Annotated in this window: 21 protein-coding genes; 14 read left to right on the top strand and 7 right to left on the bottom strand. The window is 59.5% G+C overall.

Features of this window, described 5'->3' with window-relative positions; translation table 11 throughout:
* Nucleotides 1-66 precede the first annotated feature (66 nt).
* Complete coding sequence (gene def / locus CKW20_RS26050; RefSeq protein ID WP_095055447.1) at nucleotides 67-573, bottom strand: peptide deformylase; 507 nt, start codon at nucleotides 571-573, stop codon at nucleotides 67-69.
* A gap of 169 nt (nucleotides 574-742) precedes the next feature.
* Here def and CKW20_RS26045 point away from each other — a divergent pair, with 169 nt between their 5' ends.
* The 3 genes from CKW20_RS26045 (at nucleotide 743) to CKW20_RS26035 (ending at nucleotide 3568) form a co-directional block, all read left to right on the top strand.
* Nucleotides 743-1768: a LysM peptidoglycan-binding domain-containing protein gene (locus CKW20_RS26045; protein WP_095055446.1), complete on the top strand. Its 1026-nt coding sequence runs from the start codon at nucleotides 743-745 to the stop codon at nucleotides 1766-1768.
* Nucleotides 1769-1849: 81 nt separating this feature from the next.
* Nucleotides 1850-2956, top strand: coding sequence for a DNA-processing protein DprA (gene dprA, locus CKW20_RS26040; protein ID WP_095055445.1), 1107 nt, complete (start codon nucleotides 1850-1852; stop codon nucleotides 2954-2956).
* 54 nt (nucleotides 2957-3010) lie between these two features.
* Nucleotides 3011-3568, top strand: a complete 558-nt coding sequence (locus CKW20_RS26035; RefSeq protein WP_052963530.1) for an L-threonylcarbamoyladenylate synthase — start codon at nucleotides 3011-3013, stop codon at nucleotides 3566-3568.
* Between the two features lie 51 nt (nucleotides 3569-3619).
* Here the strand turns inward: CKW20_RS26035 and CKW20_RS26030 are convergent, their stop codons facing one another.
* Nucleotides 3620-4597 carry an NADPH:quinone reductase gene (locus tag CKW20_RS26030; protein WP_095055444.1) on the bottom strand — a complete coding sequence of 326 codons (978 nt, stop codon included), beginning with the start codon at nucleotides 4595-4597 and terminating at the stop codon, nucleotides 3620-3622.
* Between the two features lie 159 nt (nucleotides 4598-4756).
* Here CKW20_RS26030 and hemF point away from each other — a divergent pair, with 159 nt between their 5' ends.
* Together hemF and aroE are read left to right on the top strand one after the other, a co-directional pair.
* Nucleotides 4757-5680, top strand: coding sequence for an oxygen-dependent coproporphyrinogen oxidase (gene hemF, locus CKW20_RS26025; protein WP_095055443.1), 924 nt, complete (start codon nucleotides 4757-4759; stop codon nucleotides 5678-5680).
* Nucleotides 5680-6501 (top strand): shikimate dehydrogenase, encoded by an 822-nt coding sequence (gene aroE, locus CKW20_RS26020; RefSeq protein WP_095055442.1) that lies wholly within the window; start codon nucleotides 5680-5682, stop codon nucleotides 6499-6501. Before hemF ends, aroE begins: the two co-directional genes overlap by 1 nt.
* Before the next feature lie 31 nt (nucleotides 6502-6532).
* Here aroE and CKW20_RS26015 read toward each other — a convergent pair whose 3' ends face one another.
* The 3 genes from CKW20_RS26015 to betC form a co-directional block, all read right to left on the bottom strand.
* Nucleotides 6533-8101: a SulP family inorganic anion transporter gene (locus tag CKW20_RS26015; RefSeq protein WP_095055441.1), complete on the bottom strand. Its 1569-nt coding sequence runs from the start codon at nucleotides 8099-8101 to the stop codon at nucleotides 6533-6535.
* A 190-nt stretch (nucleotides 8102-8291) separates the two neighbouring features.
* Nucleotides 8292-9212, bottom strand: a complete 921-nt coding sequence (choX, locus tag CKW20_RS26010) for a choline ABC transporter substrate-binding protein (RefSeq protein ID WP_095055440.1) — start codon at nucleotides 9210-9212, stop codon at nucleotides 8292-8294.
* Between the two features lie 16 nt (nucleotides 9213-9228).
* On the bottom strand, nucleotides 9229-10743 hold the full coding sequence (gene betC / locus CKW20_RS26005) for a choline-sulfatase (protein ID WP_095055439.1): 1515 nt from the start codon (nucleotides 10741-10743) through the stop codon (nucleotides 9229-9231).
* Between the two features lie 114 nt (nucleotides 10744-10857).
* Between betC and CKW20_RS26000 the strand changes: the two genes are divergently transcribed.
* On the top strand, nucleotides 10858-11808 hold the full coding sequence (locus CKW20_RS26000; protein ID WP_095055438.1) for a LysR family transcriptional regulator: 951 nt from the start codon (nucleotides 10858-10860) through the stop codon (nucleotides 11806-11808).
* Nucleotides 11809-11814: 6 nt separating this feature from the next.
* Here the strand turns inward: CKW20_RS26000 and CKW20_RS25995 are convergent, their stop codons facing one another.
* Nucleotides 11815-12480, bottom strand: coding sequence for an NAD(P)-dependent oxidoreductase (locus CKW20_RS25995; protein WP_095055437.1), 666 nt, complete (start codon nucleotides 12478-12480; stop codon nucleotides 11815-11817).
* 84 nt (nucleotides 12481-12564) lie between these two features.
* Here CKW20_RS25995 and CKW20_RS25990 point away from each other — a divergent pair, with 84 nt between their 5' ends.
* Nucleotides 12565-12891: a DOPA 4,5-dioxygenase family protein gene (locus CKW20_RS25990; RefSeq protein WP_095055436.1), complete on the top strand. Its 327-nt coding sequence runs from the start codon at nucleotides 12565-12567 to the stop codon at nucleotides 12889-12891.
* On the opposite strand, the gene CKW20_RS25985 is transcribed toward CKW20_RS25990, so the two are convergent.
* Entirely contained in the window at nucleotides 12892-13293 is a 402-nt protein-coding gene (locus CKW20_RS25985) for a GFA family protein (protein ID WP_095055435.1), read from the bottom strand. It lies immediately after the preceding gene.
* A 320-nt stretch (nucleotides 13294-13613) separates the two neighbouring features.
* Between CKW20_RS25985 and CKW20_RS25980 the strand changes: the two genes are divergently transcribed.
* From CKW20_RS25980 to CKW20_RS25950, 7 genes are all read left to right on the top strand, one after another.
* Nucleotides 13614-14921 (top strand): CitMHS family transporter, encoded by a 1308-nt coding sequence (locus CKW20_RS25980; RefSeq protein ID WP_095055434.1) that lies wholly within the window; start codon nucleotides 13614-13616, stop codon nucleotides 14919-14921.
* Between the two features lie 85 nt (nucleotides 14922-15006).
* On the top strand, nucleotides 15007-15774 hold the full coding sequence (locus tag CKW20_RS25975; RefSeq protein WP_095055433.1) for a TerC family protein: 768 nt from the start codon (nucleotides 15007-15009) through the stop codon (nucleotides 15772-15774).
* Nucleotides 15775-15987: 213 nt separating this feature from the next.
* Nucleotides 15988-17646 carry a Na/Pi cotransporter family protein gene (locus CKW20_RS25970; RefSeq protein ID WP_095055432.1) on the top strand — a complete coding sequence of 553 codons (1659 nt, stop codon included), beginning with the start codon at nucleotides 15988-15990 and terminating at the stop codon, nucleotides 17644-17646.
* 56 nt (nucleotides 17647-17702) lie between these two features.
* Complete coding sequence (locus tag CKW20_RS25965; RefSeq protein WP_095055431.1) at nucleotides 17703-19082, top strand: pitrilysin family protein; 1380 nt, start codon at nucleotides 17703-17705, stop codon at nucleotides 19080-19082.
* Between the two features lie 255 nt (nucleotides 19083-19337).
* The gene (locus CKW20_RS25960) at nucleotides 19338-20366 is read left to right on the top strand and encodes a DUF5924 family protein (protein WP_095055430.1); all 1029 of its coding nucleotides are present in this window, start codon (nucleotides 19338-19340) and stop codon (nucleotides 20364-20366) included.
* 54 nt (nucleotides 20367-20420) lie between these two features.
* Nucleotides 20421-21569, top strand: a complete 1149-nt coding sequence (locus CKW20_RS25955; protein WP_095055429.1) for an ABC transporter permease — start codon at nucleotides 20421-20423, stop codon at nucleotides 21567-21569.
* Nucleotides 21566-22369 carry an ABC transporter ATP-binding protein gene (locus tag CKW20_RS25950; RefSeq protein ID WP_095055428.1) on the top strand — a complete coding sequence of 268 codons (804 nt, stop codon included), beginning with the start codon at nucleotides 21566-21568 and terminating at the stop codon, nucleotides 22367-22369. The genes CKW20_RS25955 and CKW20_RS25950 overlap by 4 nt, the downstream gene beginning before the upstream one ends.

The raw sequence follows: 22369 nt of genomic DNA, 5'->3' as shown, positions 1-22369 counted from the left end.
ACTCTCAATTACAAAGCGTCTTGAAAAGAAAAAGGCTTGCCGCAGCAAGCCTTTGAAAGAAGGGCATCAAGCGTTCTGGCGATGGAGCTTTTCCAGTTTCTTCTTGATCCGGTCGCGTTTGAGCGTAGACAGGTAATCAACGAACAATTTGCCGTTGAGGTGGTCGCATTCATGCTGGATGCAGACCGCGAGCAGGCCTTCGGCGATCAGTTCGTACGGTTTGCCGTCGCGGTCCAGGGCCTTGATCTTGACCTTTTGCGGGCGGTCGACGTTTTCGTAGAAACCCGGGACCGAAAGGCAGCCTTCCTGGTACTGGTCCACTTCGTCGGTCAGGACTTCGAACTCGGGGTTGATGAACACCCGCGGTTCGCTGCGGTCTTCGGAGAGGTCCATCACGACGATACGTTTGTGCACGTTGACCTGGGTCGCGGCGAGGCCGATGCCTGGCGCTTCATACATTGTTTCAAACATGTCATCGACCAACTGACGCACTTCGTCGTCCACTACGGCCACTGGTTTGGCGATAGTGCGCAGGCGCGAGTCGGGAAATTCGAGGATGTCTAAAATGGCCATAAGCTCAATTGCTGCACGTGTGAGGTAAAGTCGGGTCGATGGCCTGGCGAGTCCGAGGATGCAGGCTACCGTTGTGAACGTAGCTTCCGGCTTTTCAATAATGAGCCGGAAGCGAGCCACGAGGGCTCTGGCGTTTCACGCGAACGTACATAATAAAGGGATTCACCGCATGAGGAAATCACTACTCGCCTTGCTCCTTCTGGCCTCGGCCGGTTTTGCGCATGGGCAAGTGCAACTCAGGGAAGGTTTTCCACAGCAATACACCGTGGTGACAGGGGACACACTCTGGGACATTTCCGCCAAATACCTGCGTGAACCGTGGGAATGGCCGCAGCTTTGGCAGGCCAATCCACAGATCGAAAACCCCAATCTCATCTATCCCGGCGATACGCTGTCGCTGGTTTACGTCAACGGTCAGCCGCGTCTGACCCTCAATCGCGGCGCTTCACGAGGCACCATCAAGCTTTCGCCACGAATCCGCAGCTCGCCGGTGGCCGATGCCATTCCGAGCATTCCGCTGAAATCGATCAACAGCTTTCTGCTGAGCAATCGCATCGTCGACAAGGCAGAGGATTTCGACAAGGCGCCCTACATCGTCGCCGGCGATGCCGAACGGGTGCTCAGCGGCACGGGTGATCGAATATTCGCGCGGGGCCATTTTGACCCGGCGCAACCGGTGTATGGCATCTTCCGTCAGGGCAAGGTCTACACCGATCCACAGAGCAAGGAGTTTCTGGGGATCAACGCCGACGACATCGGTGGCGGCGAGATCATTGCCACTGAAGGCGACGTCGCTACCCTGGCCCTGCAGCGCACCACTCAGGAAGTGCGACTTGGTGACCGGCTGTTCAGCGGCGAAGAGCGCTCGATCAATTCGACCTTCATGCCCAGTGCGCCAACTACCGACATCAACGGCTTGATCATTGATGTGCCGCGTGGGGTCACCCAGATCGGCGCTTTGGATGTCGTCACGCTGAACAAGGGGCAGCGCGATGGCCTGGCTGAAGGCAATGTATTGGTGGTAATGAAAACCGGTGAAACCGTGCGTGACCGGATCACCGGCCAGCCATTGAAAATTCCCGACGAGCGGGCCGGATTGCTGATGGTCTTTCGCACTTACGACAAGCTCAGCTACGGGCTGGTCCTTAACGCATCGCGCTCTTTGGCGGTGATGGACAAGGTGCGAAATCCTTAAGCCTGCTCCACAAGTTACCAACAGAGTTATCCACAGCTTATTCCCGATTCGATGGGACTTTATAACGATCAAGGATGATCCATGTCGCTGCCTGCCTGTACGTCCGTTTCCCCTGCGGAATTGGAAGCTCGTTTACGCCTGCACCGTTTGCCGGAACTCGGCCCTGCGCGTTTCAAGAAGTTGCTTGAGGCCTTCGGTTCTGCTTCCAAAGCCATCAGCGCACCGGCCAGTGCCTGGCGTGCATTGGGCCTGCCACTCGCTTGCGCGGAGGGCCGGCGCTCTATTGAAGTCCGTGACGGCGCCAGTCACGCATTGGCCTGGTTAGAGCGCCCGGGCCAGCATTTACTGATGTGGGACCAACCTGACTACCCCGCGTTACTGGCGCAAATCAGTGATGCGCCGCCGCTGTTATTCGTCGCGGGCGATCCGGGCATTCTGGAAAAACCGCAGCTGGCGATGGTCGGCAGCCGTCGTGCTTCGCGACCGGGCATGGACACTGCCACCGCGTTTTCCCGCACTTTGGCCGGCGCCGGTTTTGTGATCACCAGCGGTCTGGCCTTGGGCATCGATGCTGCTGCGCATCAGGCGGCTCTGGATGTTGGCGGGCAAACGATCGGCGTACTTGGCACAGGGCTGGAAAATTTTTATCCACAGCGCAATCGGCGATTGGCGGACGCCATGATCGCCTCGGGAAGCGCAGTACTGTCGGAGTTCCCGCTGGACGCCGGCCCTTCCCCCAGTAATTTCCCCCGGCGCAATCGAATCATCAGCGGTTTGTCCCTCGGCGTGCTCGTGGTCGAGGCGAGTGTGGCCAGTGGTTCATTGATCACCGCGAGGCTGGCGGCGGAACAGGGGCGTGAGGTTTATGCGATTCCAGGGTCGATCCATCATCCTGGCGCAAAGGGTTGTCATCAGCTGATCCGCGACGGTGCGATGCTGGTGGAAACCATCGAGCACATCCTCGAAGCCTTGCGCGGCTGGCAACGGCTGCCGTTATCCACAGAAACGCCGCCGGTGACAGAAACTCATCCGCTGCTCCTGTTGCTCCACGCGGCGCCCCATACCAGCGAAGCCTTGGCGGTCAGCAGCGGTTGGGCGTTGCCGAAAGTGCTGGCAGCGCTGACGGAACTGGAAATGGATGGCCGTGCGGTCTGTGAAAGCGGCCGATGGTTTGCACGGGTAAACTAGGTTTTATAAGGAAGATCGGTAAACTGCGCAGAGCCTTATTCCGGAGAGTTTTTCATGGTTAACAGTTGGCGTGTGCAACAAGCCGCACGAGAAATTCGCGCCGGGGCGGTCATTGCCTATCCAACCGAAGCTGTCTGGGGCCTGGGTTGCGATCCGTGGGACGAAGAGGCGGTGGATCGTCTGCTGCTGATCAAGGGACGGTCTGTGGATAAAGGCCTGATTCTGGTGGCCGACAATATTCGCCAGTTCGACTTCCTCTTCGAAGACTTCCCTGAATTGTGGATGGACCGCATGGCCAGCACCTGGCCTGGCCCCAACACCTGGCTGGTGCCGCATCAAAATATGTTGCCCCAGTGGATTACCGGTGTGCATGAAACGGTGGCGTTGCGGGTTAGCGATCACCCATTGGTGCGGGATTTGTGTGCGTTGGTCGGGCCATTGGTTTCGACCTCGGCCAACCCTCAGGGACGGCCTGCAGCGCGGACGCGGATTCGCGTGGAGCAATATTTCCGTGGGCAGGTTGATTGGGTGCTGGGTGGCAATCTGGGTGGGCGCAAGAATCCGAGTGTGATTCGCGATCTGGCGACCGGCCACGTTGTGCGCCCGGATTGAGACCGCGTCATCGTTCTTCGCGGGCAAGTCGGATTGCCCGCGAAGAGGCCCTCAAGGCAACAAAACAGTCGAGCCCGTCGTGCGCCGCGCCGACAATTCAGTCTGCGCTTTCGCCGCTTCAGCCAATGGATACCGCTGACTGATGTCCACCTTCAACTTGCCGCTGATGATCATCCCGAACAGCTCATCAGCCATGCTTTGCAGGTTTTCCGCATTGTTGGCGTAGGTCGCCAGGGTCGGTCGGGTCACGTACAGCGAACCCTTCCCCGCGAGAATTCCCAGATTCACTCCATCCACTGCGCCTGAAGCATTACCGAAACTCACCACCAGCCCTCGAGGCGCGACGCTGTCGAGTGACGTCAGCCAGGTATCTTTGCCTACGCCGTCGTACACCACCGGTACTTTTTTACCGTCAGTCAATTCCAGCACGCGTTGTGCGACGTTTTCATGGCTGTAATCAATGGTCGCCCAGGCACCATTGGCTTTCGCCAAGGCGGCTTTTTCGGCTGAACTGACTGTGCCGATCAGCTTCACGTCCAAGGCCTTGGCCCACTGGCAGGCCAGGGAACCGACGCCGCCAGCCGCTGCGTGGAACAGAACGGTTTCGCCACCCTTGAGTTCATACGTCTGACGCAGCAAGTACTGCACGGTCAGGCCTTTGAGCATCACGCCGGCGGCCTGTTCGAAACTGATGGCATCCGGCAGATGCACCAGATTGGCTTCCGGCAATACGTGAACATCGCTATAAGCGCCCAATGGGCCGCTGCCGTACGCCACGCGATCGCCGATCTTGAAGCGGGTGACTTCGCTTCCGACTGCTTCAACCACGCCCGCGCCTTCAGCGCCCAGGCCCGACGGCAAGGCGGGTGGCGCATAAAGGCCACCGCGGTAATAGGTGTCAATGAAGTTCAGGCCGATGGCCTTGTTGGTCACGCGCACCTGCAGCGGGCCGGGTTCGGCGGGTTGGTAATCTACATGCTCGAGTACTTCGGGGCCGCCATGGGTGCGGAACTGGATACGCTTTGCCATCTGCACTTTCCTTTAGGTCATTTTGCCGAGCGCCCTATCGAACTCCCAAGCTTGACCTTCGTCAACTGCGACGGCACAAGGTGCAGTGTTATCCTACGCAGCAATTTGCCGCCGGCCTGTATGAGCGCCGCGTAGCTTTGCCCGATTCAAGGTGATGCCATGACTACCCGCACCGAGGCCGTAAAAGCCTACCTGCTTGACCTGCAAGACCGTATTTGCGCTGCTCTGGAAGCCGAAGATGGTGGCGCGCGTTTCGTCGAAGACGCCTGGACCCGGCCTGCTGGCGGTGGCGGTCGCACCCGGGTGATAGAAAACGGCGCGGTCATCGAAAAGGGCGGCGTCAACTTTTCCCACGTCTTTGGCAGCGGACTCCCACCCTCCGCCAGCGCTCATCGGCCAGAACTGGCCGGCCGAGGCTTCGAAGCCTTGGGCGTGTCTCTGGTGATTCACCCGCACAACCCCCATGTACCGACGTCCCACGCCAATGTGCGCTTTTTCATTGCTGAAAAAGAAGGTGAAGAGCCGGTCTGGTGGTTCGGTGGCGGCTTCGACCTGACCCCTTATTACGGTAATGAAGAAGACTGCGTGCACTGGCACCGCGTCGCCGAACAGGCCTGCGCGCCGTTCGGCCCGGACGTCTACCCGCGCTACAAAGCCTGGTGCGACAGTTATTTCCACATCAAGCATCGCCACGAGCCGCGTGGCATCGGCGGCCTGTTTTTCGATGACTTGAACGAGTGGGACTTCGACACCAGCTTCGCTTTCATGCGCGCCATAGGCGATGCGTTCATCGACGCGTACCTGCCGATCGTGCAGCGCCGCAAGAATGATGCGTTCACGGCCAAACAGCGTGAATTCCAGGAGTTTCGTCGTGGTCGTTACGTCGAGTTCAACCTGGTCTATGACCGCGGCACATTGTTCGGCCTGCAATCGGGTGGGCGTACCGAATCGATTCTGATGTCGCTGCCACCACAAGTGCGCTGGGCCTACGACTGGAAGGCCGAACCGGGCAGTGAAGAAGCGCGTCTGACCGAGTACTTCCTGCAAGACCGCGATTGGTTGGCCAAGAACGAGGAATCCTGATGGATCGTTACGTCGTATTCGGTAACCCGATTGGCCACAGCAAGTCGCCGCTGATCCACCGTTTGTTCGCCGAGCAGACGGGGCAAAAACTGGACTACAGCACTTTGTTGGCGCCCCTCGATGATTTTTCCGGCTGTGCCCAGGCATTTTTCCGCGAAGGGCGTGGGGCGAATGTGACGGTGCCGTTCAAGGAAGACGCCTATCGTTTGGCGAACAGCTTGACCAAGCGAGCGCAGCGGGCCGGCGCAGTGAATACCCTGAGCAAACTGGCCGATGGCAGTTTGCTGGGCGACAACACCGATGGCGCCGGGCTGGTGCGGGACCTGACGGTTAATGCGGGTTTCAGCCTTGCGGGCAAACGCATCCTGCTGCTCGGGGCCGGCGGTGCGGTGCGCGGTGCGCTGGAGCCGTTATTGGCGGAGCAACCGGCGTCGGTGATCATTGCCAACCGCACGGTGGAAAAAGCCGAATTGCTGGCGGAGTTGTTCGCGGATTTGGGGCCGGTGTCGGCCAGCGGTTTCGATTGGTTGCTGGAACCGGTGGACCTGATCATCAACGCTACGTCCGCCAGTCTGTCAGGCGATGTACCGCCGATTGCCAGCAGTTTGATCGAACCGGGCAAGACGGTTTGCTACGACATGATGTACGGCAAGGAGCCGACCTCGTTCTGCCGCTGGGCCAGTGAGCACGGTGCGGCGGTGGCAATGGATGGCCTGGGAATGTTGGCCGAGCAGGCGGCGGAAGCTTTCTATCTGTGGCGCGGCGTGCGCCCGGATACAGCGCCGGTGCTGGCCGAACTCCGCCGGCAATTGGCGCTGTAGTTCTTTGTGGCGTTGCATCGACGTCAGTGTTTCAATCTTCGAAGCGAATCGGGCATTTCTCCGCGCCTTCGAGCTTTCTCAATTCTTCCACCACCTGCGGCCGTGCTCGCCGCAGGGTCAGGCTGCGATCCTGGCGCAGCAGCCGTCGCGCTTCCTGGTGCAGCATTTCCACCCCCGAATAGTCGATGAAGTTGATCTGCTGCGCCTCGATCACCACCCGCGCGCCGTGCATCCGTTGCAAACGCACTTGCAGGTAATGGCTGGCGCCAAAAAAGATCGAACCGCCGACTCGCAGAATGTCTTCATCGCCCTCACGCCAATGCTGCACCCGTGGTTGCGAGGTGCGCTTGAGGTAGAAGAACAGCGAGGCCAGCACGCCGGCATAGATCGCCGTTTGCAATTCCAGCAACAGCGTCGCAACACAGGTAAGTGCCATGACCAGAAACTCGGCACGGCTGACCCGCAACAAGGCGCGAATGCCGCGATGGTCGACCAATCCCCAGGCGATCAACAAAATGCTGCCGGCCATGGCCGGGATCGGAATGTGCGCGATCAATACCGCGCCGAAGATAGCGAACAGCGCCACCCACACCGCTGAAAAAACACCCGCCAACGGTGAGCAGGCACCGGCGTCATAGCTCAGGGCCGAGCGGGTGAAGGAACCGGCTGACAGTGAGCCGGAAAAAAACGCCCCGACCATGTTCGAGAAACCCTGGGCGCGGACTTCTTGATTGGCGTCGAGCAATTGCTGCGAACGCGCCGACAACGAGCGGGCAATCGACAGGCTTGTCACCAGCCCGAGCATGCCGACCGCCACCGCGCTGGGCAGCAGGCGCAACACCAGGTCCAGATCCAGCGGCAGCGGGCTGAAGGGCGGCAGACGTCCGACAAAGGCGCTGACCAGCTTCACATGTCCGAACATCGCTGGCCACAACCACACCAGCAATCCGCTCAAGGCCAGAGCGATCAACAGCGTCGGCCAGCGCGGCAACAGCAGTTTCAGCACGACGCCCACCACGACCGTGGCCAGGCCCAGTACCAGCGAAGGTTTATCCACCTCACTCAGATGACTGAACAGCAGCACCAAGCTGTTCAGCGCTGTGGGTTGATTGGGCACATCCAGCCCCAGCAAGTTCGGCAGTTGCCCAATGGCAATCACCACCGCTGCGCCAAGGGTGAAGCCCAGCACCACCGAGTGAGAGACGAAATTCACTAGGGCGCCGAAACGCATCAAACCCAGCAGCCACTGGAAAATGCCCGCAATGAATGTCAGAAGCAGGATCAGCGTGACGTAGTCCTGCGACGCGGGGACGGCCAGAGGACTGACGCTGGCATACAGGACGATGGAAATGGCCGCCGTAGGACCGCAGATCAAATGCCACGACGAACCCCAGAGGCAGGCGATCAGTACCGGGATGATCGCGGCGTACAAGCCATATTCCGGTGGGAGGCCGGCGATCAGCGCGTAGGCAATCGATTGTGGCAACGCGAGAATTGCACCGCTCAAGCCTACGATCAGGTCACGACCGACACTGGCGCGGGTTTGCCGGGGCAACCAGATCAGGAAGGGAAAGAGTGAATGGCGGCTGGGGAAGGCCATGGGTCCTCTCGGGTGGGATTTTGCGCAAGGGTAGCAGGGTAAAACGGTCAATGTGGCGAGGGAGCTTGCTCCCGCTCGGTTGCGCAGCAGCCGCAAATCCGGACAACTCGGTGAGACAGATAAACCGTGTTTGCCGAAATGGGAGCGCTACGCGCTCCAGCGGGAGCAAGCTCCCTCGCCACAGAGAACCTTACAGTTTGGCTTTGACCGCCGGCAACGCATCCTTCCCGTCCACGGTCTTCACACCGTCCAGCCACTTATCCAGCACCGCCGGATTGGCCCTGATCCAAGCCTTGGCCGCCGCGGCATTGCTGATCTTTTTGTTCACCACCTCGGCCATGATGCTGTTCTCCATTTCCTGGGTAAAACTCAGGTTGGCGAGCAGTTTGCCAACGTTCGGGCAGGCCTGTGCATAACCTTTGCGGGTCAGTGTATAAACGCTGCCGGTGTCACCGAAGTACTTCTCGCCGCCCTTCAGATAATGCATTTTCAATTGCACGTTCATCGGATGTGGCGTCCAGCCAAGGAAGGTCACGAACTTCTGTTTCTTCACGGCGCGAGACACTTCGGCCAGCATCGCCTGCTCGCTGGATTCGATCAGCTTCCACTGACCCAGATCGAAGTCGTTCTTCTTGATGATCTCTTGCAGCGAGATGTTCGCCGGGGCGCCGGAGCCGATGCCATAGATCTTCTTGTCAAACTTGTCGGCGTACTTGTTCAGATCGTTAAAGTTATGCACACCCGCGTCCCAAACGTAATCCGGGACCGCCAGCGTGAACTCGGTGCCGTCGAGGTTCTTCGCCAGTTGCGTAACGTCGCCGTTGGCCACGAACTTATCGTAGAAGCCTTGCTGCGCCGGCATCCAGTTACCCAGGAACACGTCCACCTGGCCATCCTTCAGACCGCCAAAGGTGATCGGCACCGCCAGCGTGTCGACCTTGGCCTTGTAGCCCATGCCGTCCAGCAGAAACCCGGTGATGGCGTTGGTTGCAGCGATGTCGCTCCAGCCAGGATCGGCCATCTTCACCGTCTCGCAGCTTTGCTCCGCATAAGCCGAGGCGCTGCCCAGAGCCAGAAGCCCGACCGTCAGTGCTGTGGATAACCTTTGCATGGACTTCCCCTTAACATTATTGGTTTTGGCAGGGTTGTGGGTAACGTGCTTTACGTTCCAGATCGTCGAGGTCGATGTGGTTGCGCATGTACTGCTGACTGGCATCCACCAGAGGCTGGTGATCCCAGCTCTTCAGCTTGCCGATGGTCAGGGCGTCGGCGACGAAACGCCGGCGTCGCTGACTGGCGAGCACCTGCTGGTGGATCGCCGGGATATCCCATTTGGTCCGCGCTTCGGCGAGAAACTCCTCGAAAAGCTGTCGATGTTGCGGCGAGTGGCTGAGTTCTTCTTGTTCCTTCGGGTCGTTATGTACATCGAAGAGTAGGCAAGGGTCGTCTTCGCTGTAGATGAATTTGTAGGCGCCACGGCGAATCATCATCAACGGGCCGATGGTGCCTTCGGCCATGTACTCACCGAACACTTCGTCGTGACCACCCTGCCCTTGCAGGTGCGAAACCAGCGAGCGGCCATCCAGTGGCAGGCCCGGTTCCAGTGAGCCGCCGGCCAATTCCACAAAGGTCGGCAGCAGGTCGGCGGTTGATACCGCCGCGCTGACCCGCCCAGCCCCGAATCGCCCTGGTGCACTGATCAGCAGCGGTACCCGGGCAGCCATTTCGTACCAATGCATTTTGTACCAGAGGCCGCGCTCGCCGAGCATGTCGCCGTGATCCCCGGAGAACACAATGATGGTGTCGTCGATAAGGCCGGTTTCCTCGAGTGTTTGCAGGAGTTTGCCGACGTTGCTGTCGATATAGCTGCACGCACCGAAGTAGGCGCGACGCGCGTCGCGAATCTTATCCACAGGCAGCGGCTTGTCCCACAGGTCGTAGACTTTGAGCAGACGCTGGGCATGTGGATCGAGTTCGTGCTGATCCGGTGTTGTAGGCAAAGGGATGTCGGCGTCGTCGTACAGATCCCAGAAAGCTTTGGGAATCGTGTACGGATCGTGTGGGTGAGTCATTGACACGGTCAGGCAGAACGGCTGATCGCCATCCTCGCGGATGTGGTCGAACAGGTATTGCTGGGCCTTGAACACCACTTCTTCGTCGAAATCCAGTTGATTGGTGCGCACGCATGGCCCGGCTTGCAGCACCGATGACATGTTGTGGTACCAGGTCGGCCGCACGTCCGGTTCATCCCAGTTCACTGCCCAACCGTAGTCGGCCGGGTAGATGTCGCTAGTCAGGCGTTCTTCATAGCCGTGCAACTGGTCCGGGCCGCAGAAATGCATCTTGCCCGACAGCGCGGTGCGATAACCGAGGCGCCGCAGGTAATGGGCATAGGTCGGAACATCGGCGGGGAAATCGGCGGCGTTGTCGTAGGCGCCGATCTTGCTCGGCAGCTGACCGCTGACGAGGGTGAAACGCGACGGTGCGCAAAGTGGGCTGTTGCAATACGCGGCGTCGAACACCACGCCTTCGGCGGCGAGGCGGCTGAGATTCGGCAACTTGATGGGCGAAGGGCCGTAGAACGGCAACATTGGCGCGGCCATCTGATCGGCCATGATGAAAAGAATATTCTTGCGCTTCATGTGATCGCGGCATTCCATAGTGGATATTTATGCGAGAGTGCTGGGATCGAGCATGAAACCCATTACCTTTGTGGTAAAGCCCATGTCAGGCAATGACTAGGATAAGCACAGCTTATGTATGACGCCCTTGGTGATCTGTCCCTGGATTTGCTCCGCGCTTTTGAAGCGGCGGCCCGTCAGCGCAGCTTCACCGCCGCCGCGGTGGAGCTTGGCACCACACAACCAGCCATCAGTCAGCAGATCAAACGGCTGGAGGAGCAACTCGCTACCCGGTTGTTCGATCGTATTTATCGCGGTATTGAGCTGACTGAGGCCGGGACCATTCTGTTCGAGCAAGTTCAACTTGGTTTGCAGAATATCGATGCAGGATTGAGCGCAATCGGCGCACAACAACAGCACGAAGTGTTGCAGGTGGCCACCGACTTCGCCTTTGCCGCGTACTGGCTAATGCCGCGACTGCACCGCTTCCATACCGCCAACCCTCAAGTGGACGTCAGCCTGGTCACCAGCGAACGCAGCCACAACATGTTGCGCACCGATATCGATGTGGCGGTGCTGTTCGGCGATGGCCGGTTCAAGCAAGGCGAGAGCCACTGGCTGTTCAGCGAAGAGGTGTTTCCGGTATGCAGCCCGCTGCTGTTGAAGGACCGTGCCCTGCCCTTGCCGGCTCAGGCATTGCTGGAGTTTCCGCTGCTGCACCTGCGAGGCGAACACAGCAGCAATTGGTTCGATTGGAGCGGCGTGTTTCGCGAACTGGGGATCACCTCTGCCCCAGCGCCGGGGCAACTGCGCTTCGACAATTACACCTTGCTGATTCAAGCGGCGATTGGTGGTCAAGGTGTCGCGATCGGCTGGCGGCACCTTGTGGATAACTTGTTGGCGCAAGGGCTGTTGTGTCGCCCGATTGCCGACACGGTGATGTCCAGGCTGGGCTATTACGTGGTCCTGCCCCAGCGCAAACGGCGTGGGGCGTTGATTCAGCTGTTTGTGGATTGGTTGAGGGCGGAGCAGGCCAGCAGTGGGCAATCGCTCGATGGTTTTCCTTTACCTTCGATTGCGGTATGAAGGCTTTTACGGTTCCGAAGTCGCAACAAAACTCACATGTTCCCCGACATGCAAATTCAGCCATAGCTCATCGGCAATCCCCACGGCGACTCGATTCAACTGTTCCAGCGCTGCGGCCAAGCCAGGTTCCAGGCTACTGCTGACATGACTGAAATGCTCGATGGTCAGCCCGGGCACGCGGGCTGGTGCATTCACCAAGGTCCAGTGCAAAGAGCTGCTTTGCAGAGCCTCGCGGATTTCTTCGGCGGCGTGGCGCTGCAGCGGGTCTTCTATTTCCGGATCGTCCAGCACCTCGAAATCGCCCACCACAAACAGCCGGACGATGCCCGCCGCCTGCATGCCATCGATCAGCGCATCCACCGCCAGCACCTCTTCGACCGGGCCGGGCACGATGGATTTTTCGATGTGTTCACTGTTCATCGGTAACCCTGGCGCATCGAGCAGACAGATCACCGCCGAACAGCCGGCCACGCTCTGTTTGACCCGCTTGGCATCGAACAGGTCGCCGGCCTTGGTGCGTAAACCCGGGCGCGGCGCGAGCGCGTTCAGGTCATCTAGTATCGCGATCACTTCATGCTGGCGCCGCAGCATTTCAGCCATCAGCGCACTGCCAAGGCTACTCATGGCACCATAAAGCACTACCTTCACCACCGGGGTTTCGGCATTTTTCATGGCCGTGCTCCGTACTTCCTGCCTATATAGAGTATGGCCTGTGGGGAGCGATGTGGGTTCGAGCAGGTTTCAGAGGGCTTTTAGATGCAACGGATCAAGGGCTACCACGCCCATGTCTATTTCGATGTCAGCACCCTCCCGCAGGCCCGGGCCTTGTGTGAGCAGGCAGCGCAATTGTTTCCGCTGAAGATGGGGCGCGTGCACGAACGCCCGGTTGGCCCGCACCCGGACTGGAGTTGCCAATTGGCTTTCGAGCCGCAATACATTGGCGAGGTGTTGCCGTGGCTGGCGCTTAACCGCAAAGGTTTGGTGGTGTTCCTGCACCCGGACACGGGCGACGATCTGCTCGACCACACCGAGCACGCGATCTGGATGGGCGCGATCCGGCCGCTGAACCTGTCTGTTTTCTGATCAGAGTTGTTCCTCGGCCTCGCCGGGCAGGTGCTCATCCAGATGCAGCCAAGGCAAGCGACTGTTAGTCCAGATATGCCGCTCGGCCGGTGCCTGCTCGGGATGGTCGAGGGTGGCGATGGTCACGTCGATGCTCTCGGGGCTGAGCTGCGTCACCAGCGCCAGTTGCGCCCCACAGTTTGGGCAGAAATATCGCACGCAAGTAGACGAAGACTCGTACCGGGATGACGTACCCGCCATCCATTTAAATGCTGAGGCCGGCACGGTGATCCAGGTGGTCACGATTCCACCGCTGACCCGTCGGCAAATCGAGCAATGGCAGTGAGCGATGTCGTGCAATGGCCCGCTGAATTGATAGCGCATTTGTCCGCAGTGGCAGCCGCCAGTGTGAAGTTCGCCCATGTCTTTTGCTCCTGACCCGTGTTTACGGCCTTTCAACCGGGCCGACGACCGGTTGTACATTCGGTCAATGCTTTCACTCGCGAAAGCTGGCTGAAAGCTTCCCCCATTAGGATCGCCCTCACTGCCGGCAATAGACCGGTTGGCCAATGCGAGTGTTTTATCGCCCGCCCGGTCCATTAAACAACAACAATGGTGATTCTGATGTCCGCTACTACCCGCCTCTTCGCTGTCACTCCGCCCGTACGTCTCGTGCTTCCCGTTCTGCGCTGACCCCATCCGGTTCGCCCATTCCCTAGCCGCGCCACGCCTGGAGTATTCCTATGCTGACTTTCCTTGGCTTCGCCATGGTCATCACGTTCATGTTCCTGATCATGACCAAGCGCCTGTCTGCGCTGATCGCTCTGATCATTATCCCGATCATTTTCGCCCTGTTCGGTGGTTTCTCACCGAAGATCGGCCCGATGATGCTCGAAGGCATCACCAAGCTCGCGCCGACCGGTGTGATGCTGATGTTCGCCATTCTCTACTTCGCCCTGATGATTGACTCCGGCCTGTTCGACCCGGCCGTGCGCAAGATCCTCAAACTGGTCAAGGGCGACCCGCTCAAAGTTTCGGTCGGTACCGCCGTACTGGCGCTCGTCGTTTCCCTCGATGGTGACGGCGCGACCACTTATATGATCTGCGTGGCCGCCATGCTGCCGCTCTACAGCCGCATCGGCATGAGCCCGCGGATCATGGCCGGTCTGATCATCCTCGCCGGTGGCGTGATGAACATGACCCCTTGGGGTGGCCCGACGGCTCGTGCGGCCAGTGCGCTGCATGTCGATCCGTCCGACATCTTTGTGCCAATGATTCCGGCGATGTTGGCCGGCGTGGTGGCGATCCTGGCAATTGCCTACTTCTACGGTAAACGTGAGCGTGCGCGTCTGGGTGAGCTACATCTGGTCGGTGATGAAGTCGATCACAGCGAAATCAGCGTTTCGCAGTTCCCGGACGCCCGTCGTCCAAAGCTGATCTGGTTCAACGGCGCGTTGACCCTGGCGCTGATGTGCACCCTGGTCGCCGGCCTGTTGCCGCTGCCGGTACTGTTCATGGTGGCGTTCAGTATCGCGATGATCGTCAACTACCCGTGCCTGCAACAGCAGAAGGACCGCGTCGCGGCTCACGCCGGTAGCGTGCTGGCGGTGGTCGGGTTGATCTTTGCCGCGGGTATCTTCACCGGTATCCTGTCGGGCACCGGCATGGTCGATGCCATGTCGAAAAGCCTGCTGGCGGTCATCCCGGATTTCCTCGGCCCGTATCTGGCCGTGATCACCGCGCTGGTGAGCATGCCGTTCACGTTCTTTATGTCGAACGATGCTTTTTATTACGGCGTGTTACCGGTACTTGCCGAAGCTGCCAGTCATTACGGTATAACCGCGGTGGAAATGGCACGTGCCTCGATCGTCGGTCAGCCCGTCCACTTGCTGAGCCCGCTGGTACCATCGACTTATCTGTTGGTGGCCCTGGCCGGTATCGAATTCGGTGATCATCAGCGATTCACCTTGAAGTGGGCAGTGCTGGTTTGCCTGTGCATACTGGTCGCTGCATTGCTGATGGGGATTTTTCCGCTGTTCAGCACTCTATAGGCCCAAGACTCACCATGACGGGTCCAGGCTTTGTTGTTTGAAGCCCGGGCCCTTCGTGGTTTAACACATCCTCAAAGGAATACACATGGAATGGCTGACCAACCCTGAAATCTGGGTTGCCTTCTTCACCCTGACTGCCCTGGAGATCGTCCTGGGCATCGACAACATCATCATGATTTCGATCCTGGTCAGCCGCATGCCCAAGCACATGCAGGCGCGCACCCGGATTTTCGGCCTGGCGCTGGCCATGATCACGCGGATCCTGTTGCTGCTGTCGATCACCTGGGTCATGCGCCTCACCTCAGACCTGTTCGAAGTATTCGGCCAGGGTATTTCCGGGCGTGACCTGATCCTGTTCTTCGGTGGTCTGTTCCTGCTGTGGAAGAGCTCGCAAGAGATGTACCACGGGCTGGAAGGCGAAGATGAAGTCAGCGACGAGCCGAGCGGCAAGGGTGGCAGCTTTATCTACACCATTATTCAGATCGCGATCATCGACATTGTGTTCTCGCTGGACTCGGTCATCACTGCCGTTGGCATGGTGTCCCACGTACCGGTCATGGTCGCGGCGATCATCGTCGCTGTGCTAGTGATGATGTGGGCCTCGGGCACCATCAGCGAGTTCATCGACAAGCACCCGTCGCTGAAAATGCTGGCGCTGTCGTTCCTGTTGCTGGTGGGTACCGTGCTGATTGCCGAATCGCTTGACGTGCACTTGCCAAAAGGCTACGTCTACTTTGCCATGGCGTTCTCGCTGGCGGTGGAAGCGATCAACATCAAGATGCGCACCGCGATGGCGAGAAAGCGCAAACAGCAGGAGCCGGTGAAACTGCGCAAGGATGTTCCGGGTCAGTAACCCGAACACCCTGCGATGACAAAGGGGCCTTCGGGCCCCTTTGTCATCTCTGCAGCAAACTGTTTTCATGACAGTTTTGTTTCAATCGCCTCTTTAGCTATGCGATGCTGGCGCCCAGACCGTTAGCCAACTACAGCTTAAGTACAGAACGTAGAAAAACGCGCGGCACCGTCGACTTGCCCCACTGGGGCGCTGCCACCACAGGGGGTCTGCATGCTCACCCTGCTCAATTTGTTATCAGCCGTGACCTTGTTGATCTGGGGCACGCACATCGTCCGAACCGGCATCCTGCGGGTTTATGGTTCCAACTTGCGTCACGTGATCGCCCATAACATGTCCAGGCGCTGGTTGGCGTTTGTTGCCGGCATCATGGTGACCGCCATGGTCCAGAGCAGCAATGCCACCGCCATGCTCGTTACCTCGTTTGTCGGTCAGGGCCTGATGGCGCTGACCCCGGCTCTGGCGACCATGCTCGGTGCCGACGTCGGTACCGCACTGATGGCGCGGGTACTGACCCTCGACTTGTCGTGGCTGTCGCCGTTGCTGATTTTCCTCGGGGTGATTTTCTTTCTGTCGCGCAAGCAGACCCGGGTCGGGCAGATGGGCCGGGTCAGTATTGGTCTGGGGCTGATCATTCTGGCGCTGCAACTGATCGTCGAGGCCGCCGCGCCGATCACTCAGGCGCAAGGGGTGAAAGTCATCTTCGCCTCTTTGACCGGCGACATTCTGCTCGATGCCTTGGTCGGTGCGCTGTTCGCGATGGTTTCCTATTCCAGCCTGGCTGCCGTCCTGCTGACCGCGACCCTGGCCGGTGCCAGCGTGATCAGTTTGCCAGTGGCCATCGGCCTGGTGATCGGCGCCAACATCGGCAGCGGCATTCTTGCTTTTCTCAGCACCAGCATGCAGAACGCGGCCGGCCGTCAGGTGGCGCTTGGCAGCCTGTTGTACAAACTGATTGGTCTGCTGCTGATCATTCCGGTGCTCGATCCGCTGGTGCACTGGATCGACAGCCTCGACTTCAGCCCTCAGGAAATGGTCATCGGCTTCCACCTGCTCTACAACACCGTGCGCTGCCTGATCTTGTTGCCCAGTGTTGGACCAATGGCCAAGCTCTGTGGGTGGTTACTGCCAGAGCGGCCGGACATCAACGGCACCGCCAAACCGCGGCATCTCGACCCGACCGCTCTGGTCACCCCGAGTCTGGCGCTGGCCAATGCTGCTCGGGAAACCCTGCGCATCGGCGATCTGGTCGACAGCATGCTCGAAGCCATGCTCGCCGTGTTGCGCGGCAAACAGACCGCCGTCACCCAGGAAATTCGTCGCCTGACCGATGATGTCGAAGCGCTCTACAGCGCCATCAAGCTCTATCTGGCGCAAATGCCCCGCGAAGACCTCAGCGAGCAGGACAGCCGGCGATGGGCGGAAACCATCGAGCTGGCAATCAACCTGAAACTGGCCAGCGACGTGATCGAACGCATGCTGCGCAAGGTTCAGCAGCAGAAAACCTCGCAACGCCGGTCTTTTTCCGAGGTCGGTCTGGAGGAATTGGCGGGGCTGCACAGTCAGTTGATCGCCAATCTGCGTCTGGGATTGTCGGTGTTCCTCAGCGCCGATCCGGAAAGTGCCCGCCAGTTGCTGCGTGAGAAACGTCGCTTTCGTGCACAGGAACGCCGCCTCGCCCATGCTCATGTCAGCCGTTTACACCGTAAGATCGTGCAAAGTATCGAGACCAGTTCGCTGCATCTGGAGCTGATTGCTGACATGAGACGCTTGAATTCATTGTTTTGCAGCAGTGCCTATGCGGTTTTGGGCACCTCAGACACTGGCGCTCTGGCAGTCGATGATACGGCTGACATCACTCATTCACCCTGAACGTCCATCATTGCCTGAAGTCTGTTGAACTTACGCTGGTCGTAGGAAACTTCGTTATGCGCTGTTTGTTGTTCGCTTGTCTATTGCTTGGCTCACTGCCTTCATTTGCCCAAGATCGCTTTCAGGTCGAGGGCTATACGTTGCCCAACGGCTTGCAACTGGTGCTCAAACCGGGCACTGAGCGCGGGCATGTGGCGATCCGGTTAGTGGTTGGCGTCGGCCTGGATGATTTCAGCTGTGCCGACAAGGAGCTGCCGCATCTGCTCGAACACTTGCTGTTCAGCGGTATTGATGCGACCGGCGAAGACGGTCTGGAAGAACGCATGCAGGTCCTGGGCGGTGAGTGGAATGCTTACACCAGCAATGCCGACACGACCTTCGTCATCGAAGCCCCGGCGAAAAACCAGCGCAAGGTCCTCGACCTGCTGTTGGCGCTGCTGACCCAGACTCGTATTGACGACAATGCCATTAACGTCGCCAAGCAAATAGTCGAGCGCGAAGATGGCGGTCATTACTCGCACCTGCAACGCTGGCTGGATCGCCAGGACGTGGGGCATACCGCGAGTAATCAGTTGGCGGTGGAACTGGGCCTCAAATGCCCTGAGCACGCGCAAGTCGATCATCTGACCCGCGAGCAATTGGAGAAGGTGCGCAAGGACTGGTACGCGCCCAACAACATGACCCTGATCGTGGTCGGCGATCTGGACCGCCTGCTGCCGGCCTATCTGGAACGGGCCTATGGTGCGCTCGAAGCGGTTGAGCCTAGCGCTCACCTGCCGTTGCCAGACATTCAGGCCAGCGCGGCTCACGAGCGAAATTTGAGCAACGGTTTCGTCGGCGGCGGTGCCAAATTGCATTGGCTGGTGCCGGAACCGGTGCTGCAAGACCAGCACGACGAAACCTTCGACCTGCTCAAGGACTATCTGGACTGGGCGCTCTATCGCCAATTGCGCCTGGCCCATGGGTTGTCTTACGGGCCCTCGGCCGAGCGCGAGGTATTTGGCGGGGTGGGCTTCATGAGCCTGAACGCCGACCTTGATCGCGACGACGTGCTGGCAGCGGAACAGGTGCTGGATGAGCTTCAAGCCGATCTGCTCAAGAACGGCCTCGATGCCGCCACCTTCGCCCGTCTCAAGCAAGCGGCCATCGCTCGCCAGGCCTGGGCCGTGCAAGGCAATAGCGCCCTGGCGAACTATTACTGGAGCGCCCTTGGCGATTACGAAGACGGCCATTTCATCAACCCGGCCAGGGCGTTGCAAGGCGTGACGCTGGCCGAGGCGAACAAGGCAATGCGTCAGTTGCTACTGCAACCGGGCTATCTGCGGATCGAGAAGCCGCTGATGAGTTATGACCAAGTGATGTGGGCGATTGTCGGGGGATTTGGATTGATGGTGCTTGGAATATTGGGTTGGCGCATTCACCGCAGAAAGCAATGATTTCCCTATGGCAATGGGTTTTGTGTGGCGAGGGAGCTTGCTCCCGTTGGGCTGCGAAGCGGCCCTGAAAACGGCACCCCCGGTTTATCAGACACACCGCATTCACCGATATTGCGGCTGCTGCGCAGCCGAGCGGGAGCAAGCTCCCTCGCCACAGGGTTTTGGGTTAGATCAAAGTGACCGCAAGCCTCGCCACAGGCCCCCCCGGGCGGTACCCTGTCGAGGATTTTTCCCACGACTATTGTGAATCGCCGAATGCCGAATCTGACCCTGTACGTACAGCGCATCCTCGAATTGATGAAGCGCTATCCCGGGGTCATTGCGCTTGGCGGTTTCATCTCCGGGGTCGGCAGTTTCATGCTGGTGGATCGCCAACAAGGTCTGGCGACCTGGATCACCACCATCATGCTGATCAGCTGGGTCTGGCTGATGCTGGAAAACAGCCTCACCAAGCTGTTCGCCAGGGTCTTCAAGCGGGAAATACCCCAGCCGTTGCTGCGGTATGCAACGCAGATGATCCATCAGGAAAGCCTGTTCTTTGTCCTGCCGTTCTTTTTAATCACCACCACCTGGAACAGCGGCCAGTTGTTCTTCACGGGATTACTGAGCATGGCGGCGCTGATTTCGATCATCGACCCGCTCTATTACAAATGGCTGGCACCGCGCCGCTGGGCGTTCCTGGCGCTGCATACCCTGACCCTGTTCGCGGCCCTGCTGACCGCCCTGCCCGTCATCCTGCACCTGACCACCGCCCAAAGCTTCAAGCTGGCGCTGGGTATTGCCATGCTTCTGTCGTTCCCGAGCCTGGCCTCGATCTTCCCGATTCGCACGGTGCGCAATGCGCTGGCGATCCTCAGCATCACCGTCGGCATCGGTGCCGCCGGTTGGGTGCTGCGCTCCTGGGTGCCGCCGGCGACCCTGTGGATGACTGATGTGGCGATCAGCACCCAAATGCAGGATCGAACTCCCGGCAAGAGCCTGGAAGAAGTCAGCGCCGAGCAGATTCGTGGCGGTGGGCTATATGCATTCACCGCGATCAACGCTCCGCGGGGTCTGGCCGAACGGATTTATCACGTCTGGATGTTCAACGGTAAAGAAGTCGATCGTATCCCGCTGGACATCAACGGGGGGCGCAAGGAAGGCTACCGCGCCTGGACCCACAAGCAGAACTTCCCCGGTAATCCCGCCGGAAAATGGCAGGTACGGGTGCTGACTGAGGATGGTCAGCTGATTGGCGTGCTGCGCTTCAAGGTCCTGGACAGCACACCCATCAAAGAAAAGTAACGCGGTTCGTGTTATTAGTCAGGTCTGCGTAATAGCCGAACAAGCACGGAGCTTATGACTAGCAGCACAATGCCCGGCAGTGCCCGACTGGATACCTCGCACAGCCCTGCCCTGTTGCGGGTCACGGGTGACTGGACGCTCGCCCATTACGCCGATCTCAGCCGCCTGAGCGAAAAGCTCCGTGGCCAATACGACAACAACACCCACATCGATCTCAATGGCCTCGGCGCGCTCGATACGGCGGGTGCGTCATTGCTGGTGGAGTTGCTGGGGGCCGAGCGTCTGGGCAAATCTGCCGAACACCCCGATTGCACCCTTTCTTCCGCGGATCGCGCCTTGTTGCAGACGGTGTACTGCTCACTCAGCGATTTCTGCGTGCCGATCAAAGAACCGGAAATCAGCGTCGGCATTCAACTGCTGACCCGCATCGGCCGCGCGGTCGACGCGGTCTGGCAGGACACGTTGCAACTGTTGGGTTTCGTCGGCCTGATCCTGGAAACCATCGCTCGCGGGCTGTTTCGGCCCAAGCGCTGGCGCCTCACGCCGATGGTCGCTCACATTGAACAGACCGGCCTCGACGCCGCCCCCATCGTCGCCCTGCTGACCTTTCTGGTGGGCGCCGTGGTGGCGTTTCTTGGGGCGACGGTTCTGGCCAGTTTTGGCGCGAGTATTTTCACCGTGGATCTGGTGGCGTTCTCTTTTCTGCGGGAGTTCGGCGTGTTGCTCACGGCGATCCTGATGGCGGGCCGCACCGCCAGTGCGTTCACCGCGCAGATCGGTTCGATGAAGGCCAACGAAGAAATCGACGCGATCCGCACCCTCGGCCTCGACCCGATGGAGTTGCTGGTAGTACCCCGCGTCCTGGCGTTGCTGGTGGCGTTGCCGATGTTGACCTTTCTGGCGATGGTGTCAGGGATTGTCGGCGGTGGCGTAGTCTGCGCGCTGTCGCTGGATATCTCGCCGGCGATGTTCCTGTCACTGCTGCAATCGGACATCGGCGTTCAGCACTTTCTGGTGGGGATCGTCAAAGCGCCGATATTTGCGTTCCTGATTGCCGCCATCGGCTGCCTCGAGGGCTTCAAGGTCAGCGGCAGCGCCGAGTCCGTCGGCGCGCACACCACGTCCAGCGTGGTGCAGTCGATTTTCGTGGTGATCGTGCTCGACGCCGTAGCTGCGTTGTTTTTCATGGAGATGGACTGGTGAGTCGTTTACCCCGAGCGCCTTCAGAGGCGGTGATCGAAGTCCGTGGGCTGTGCAATCGCTTCGGCCGGCAGAGCGTGCACGAGAACCTCGACCTGGACTTGTACAAGGGCGAGATTCTGGCGGTGGTCGGCGGTTCCGGCAGCGGCAAATCGGTGCTGCTTCGCAGCATTGTCGGCCTGCGTCAGCCCAGCGAAGGGCTGGTGAAGGTCTTCGGCAAGAACTTGCCGAGCCTGTCGGAACACGAGCGCTCGCTGGTCGAACGGCGGTTCGGTGTGTTGTTCCAGAAAGGTGCCTTGTTCTCTTCGCTCACCGTGACCGAGAACGTCGCTCTGCCCCTGATTGAACATGCCGGCCTGAGCCGTGCCGATGCCGAGCACCTGGCGGCGGTGAAACTGGCGTTGGCCGGGCTGCCATTGTCGGCGGCCGACAAATACCCTGCTTCACTGTCCGGCGGCATGATCAAGCGCGCGGCCCTGGCCCGTGCCTTGGCCCTGGACCCGGACATCCTGTTTCTCGACGAACCCACCGCCGGTCTAGACCCGATTGGCGCCGCAGGTTTCGATCAGCTGATCCTGACTCTGCGCGATGCCTTGGGCCTGAGCGTGTTTCTGGTGACCCACGACCTCGACACGCTATACACCATCACCGACCGAGTGGCGGTGCTGGCGCAGAAGAAAGTGCTGGTGGCGGACGGCATCGACAAGGTGTCGGAAACCGATGATGCGTGGATTCACGAATACTTCCATGGCCCTCGCGGCCGCGCGGCGCTGACGGCCGCTAACCAGCTCAACGAGGTCTGA

Origin of the sequence: Pseudomonas sp. Irchel s3b2 (assembly GCF_900187445.1) — a bacterium.
In the GTDB taxonomy this organism is placed as follows: domain Bacteria; phylum Pseudomonadota; class Gammaproteobacteria; order Pseudomonadales; family Pseudomonadaceae; genus Aquipseudomonas.
The sequence above is the reverse complement of the archived record's forward strand: the minus strand, read 5'-3'. Positions and strand labels throughout refer to the sequence as shown.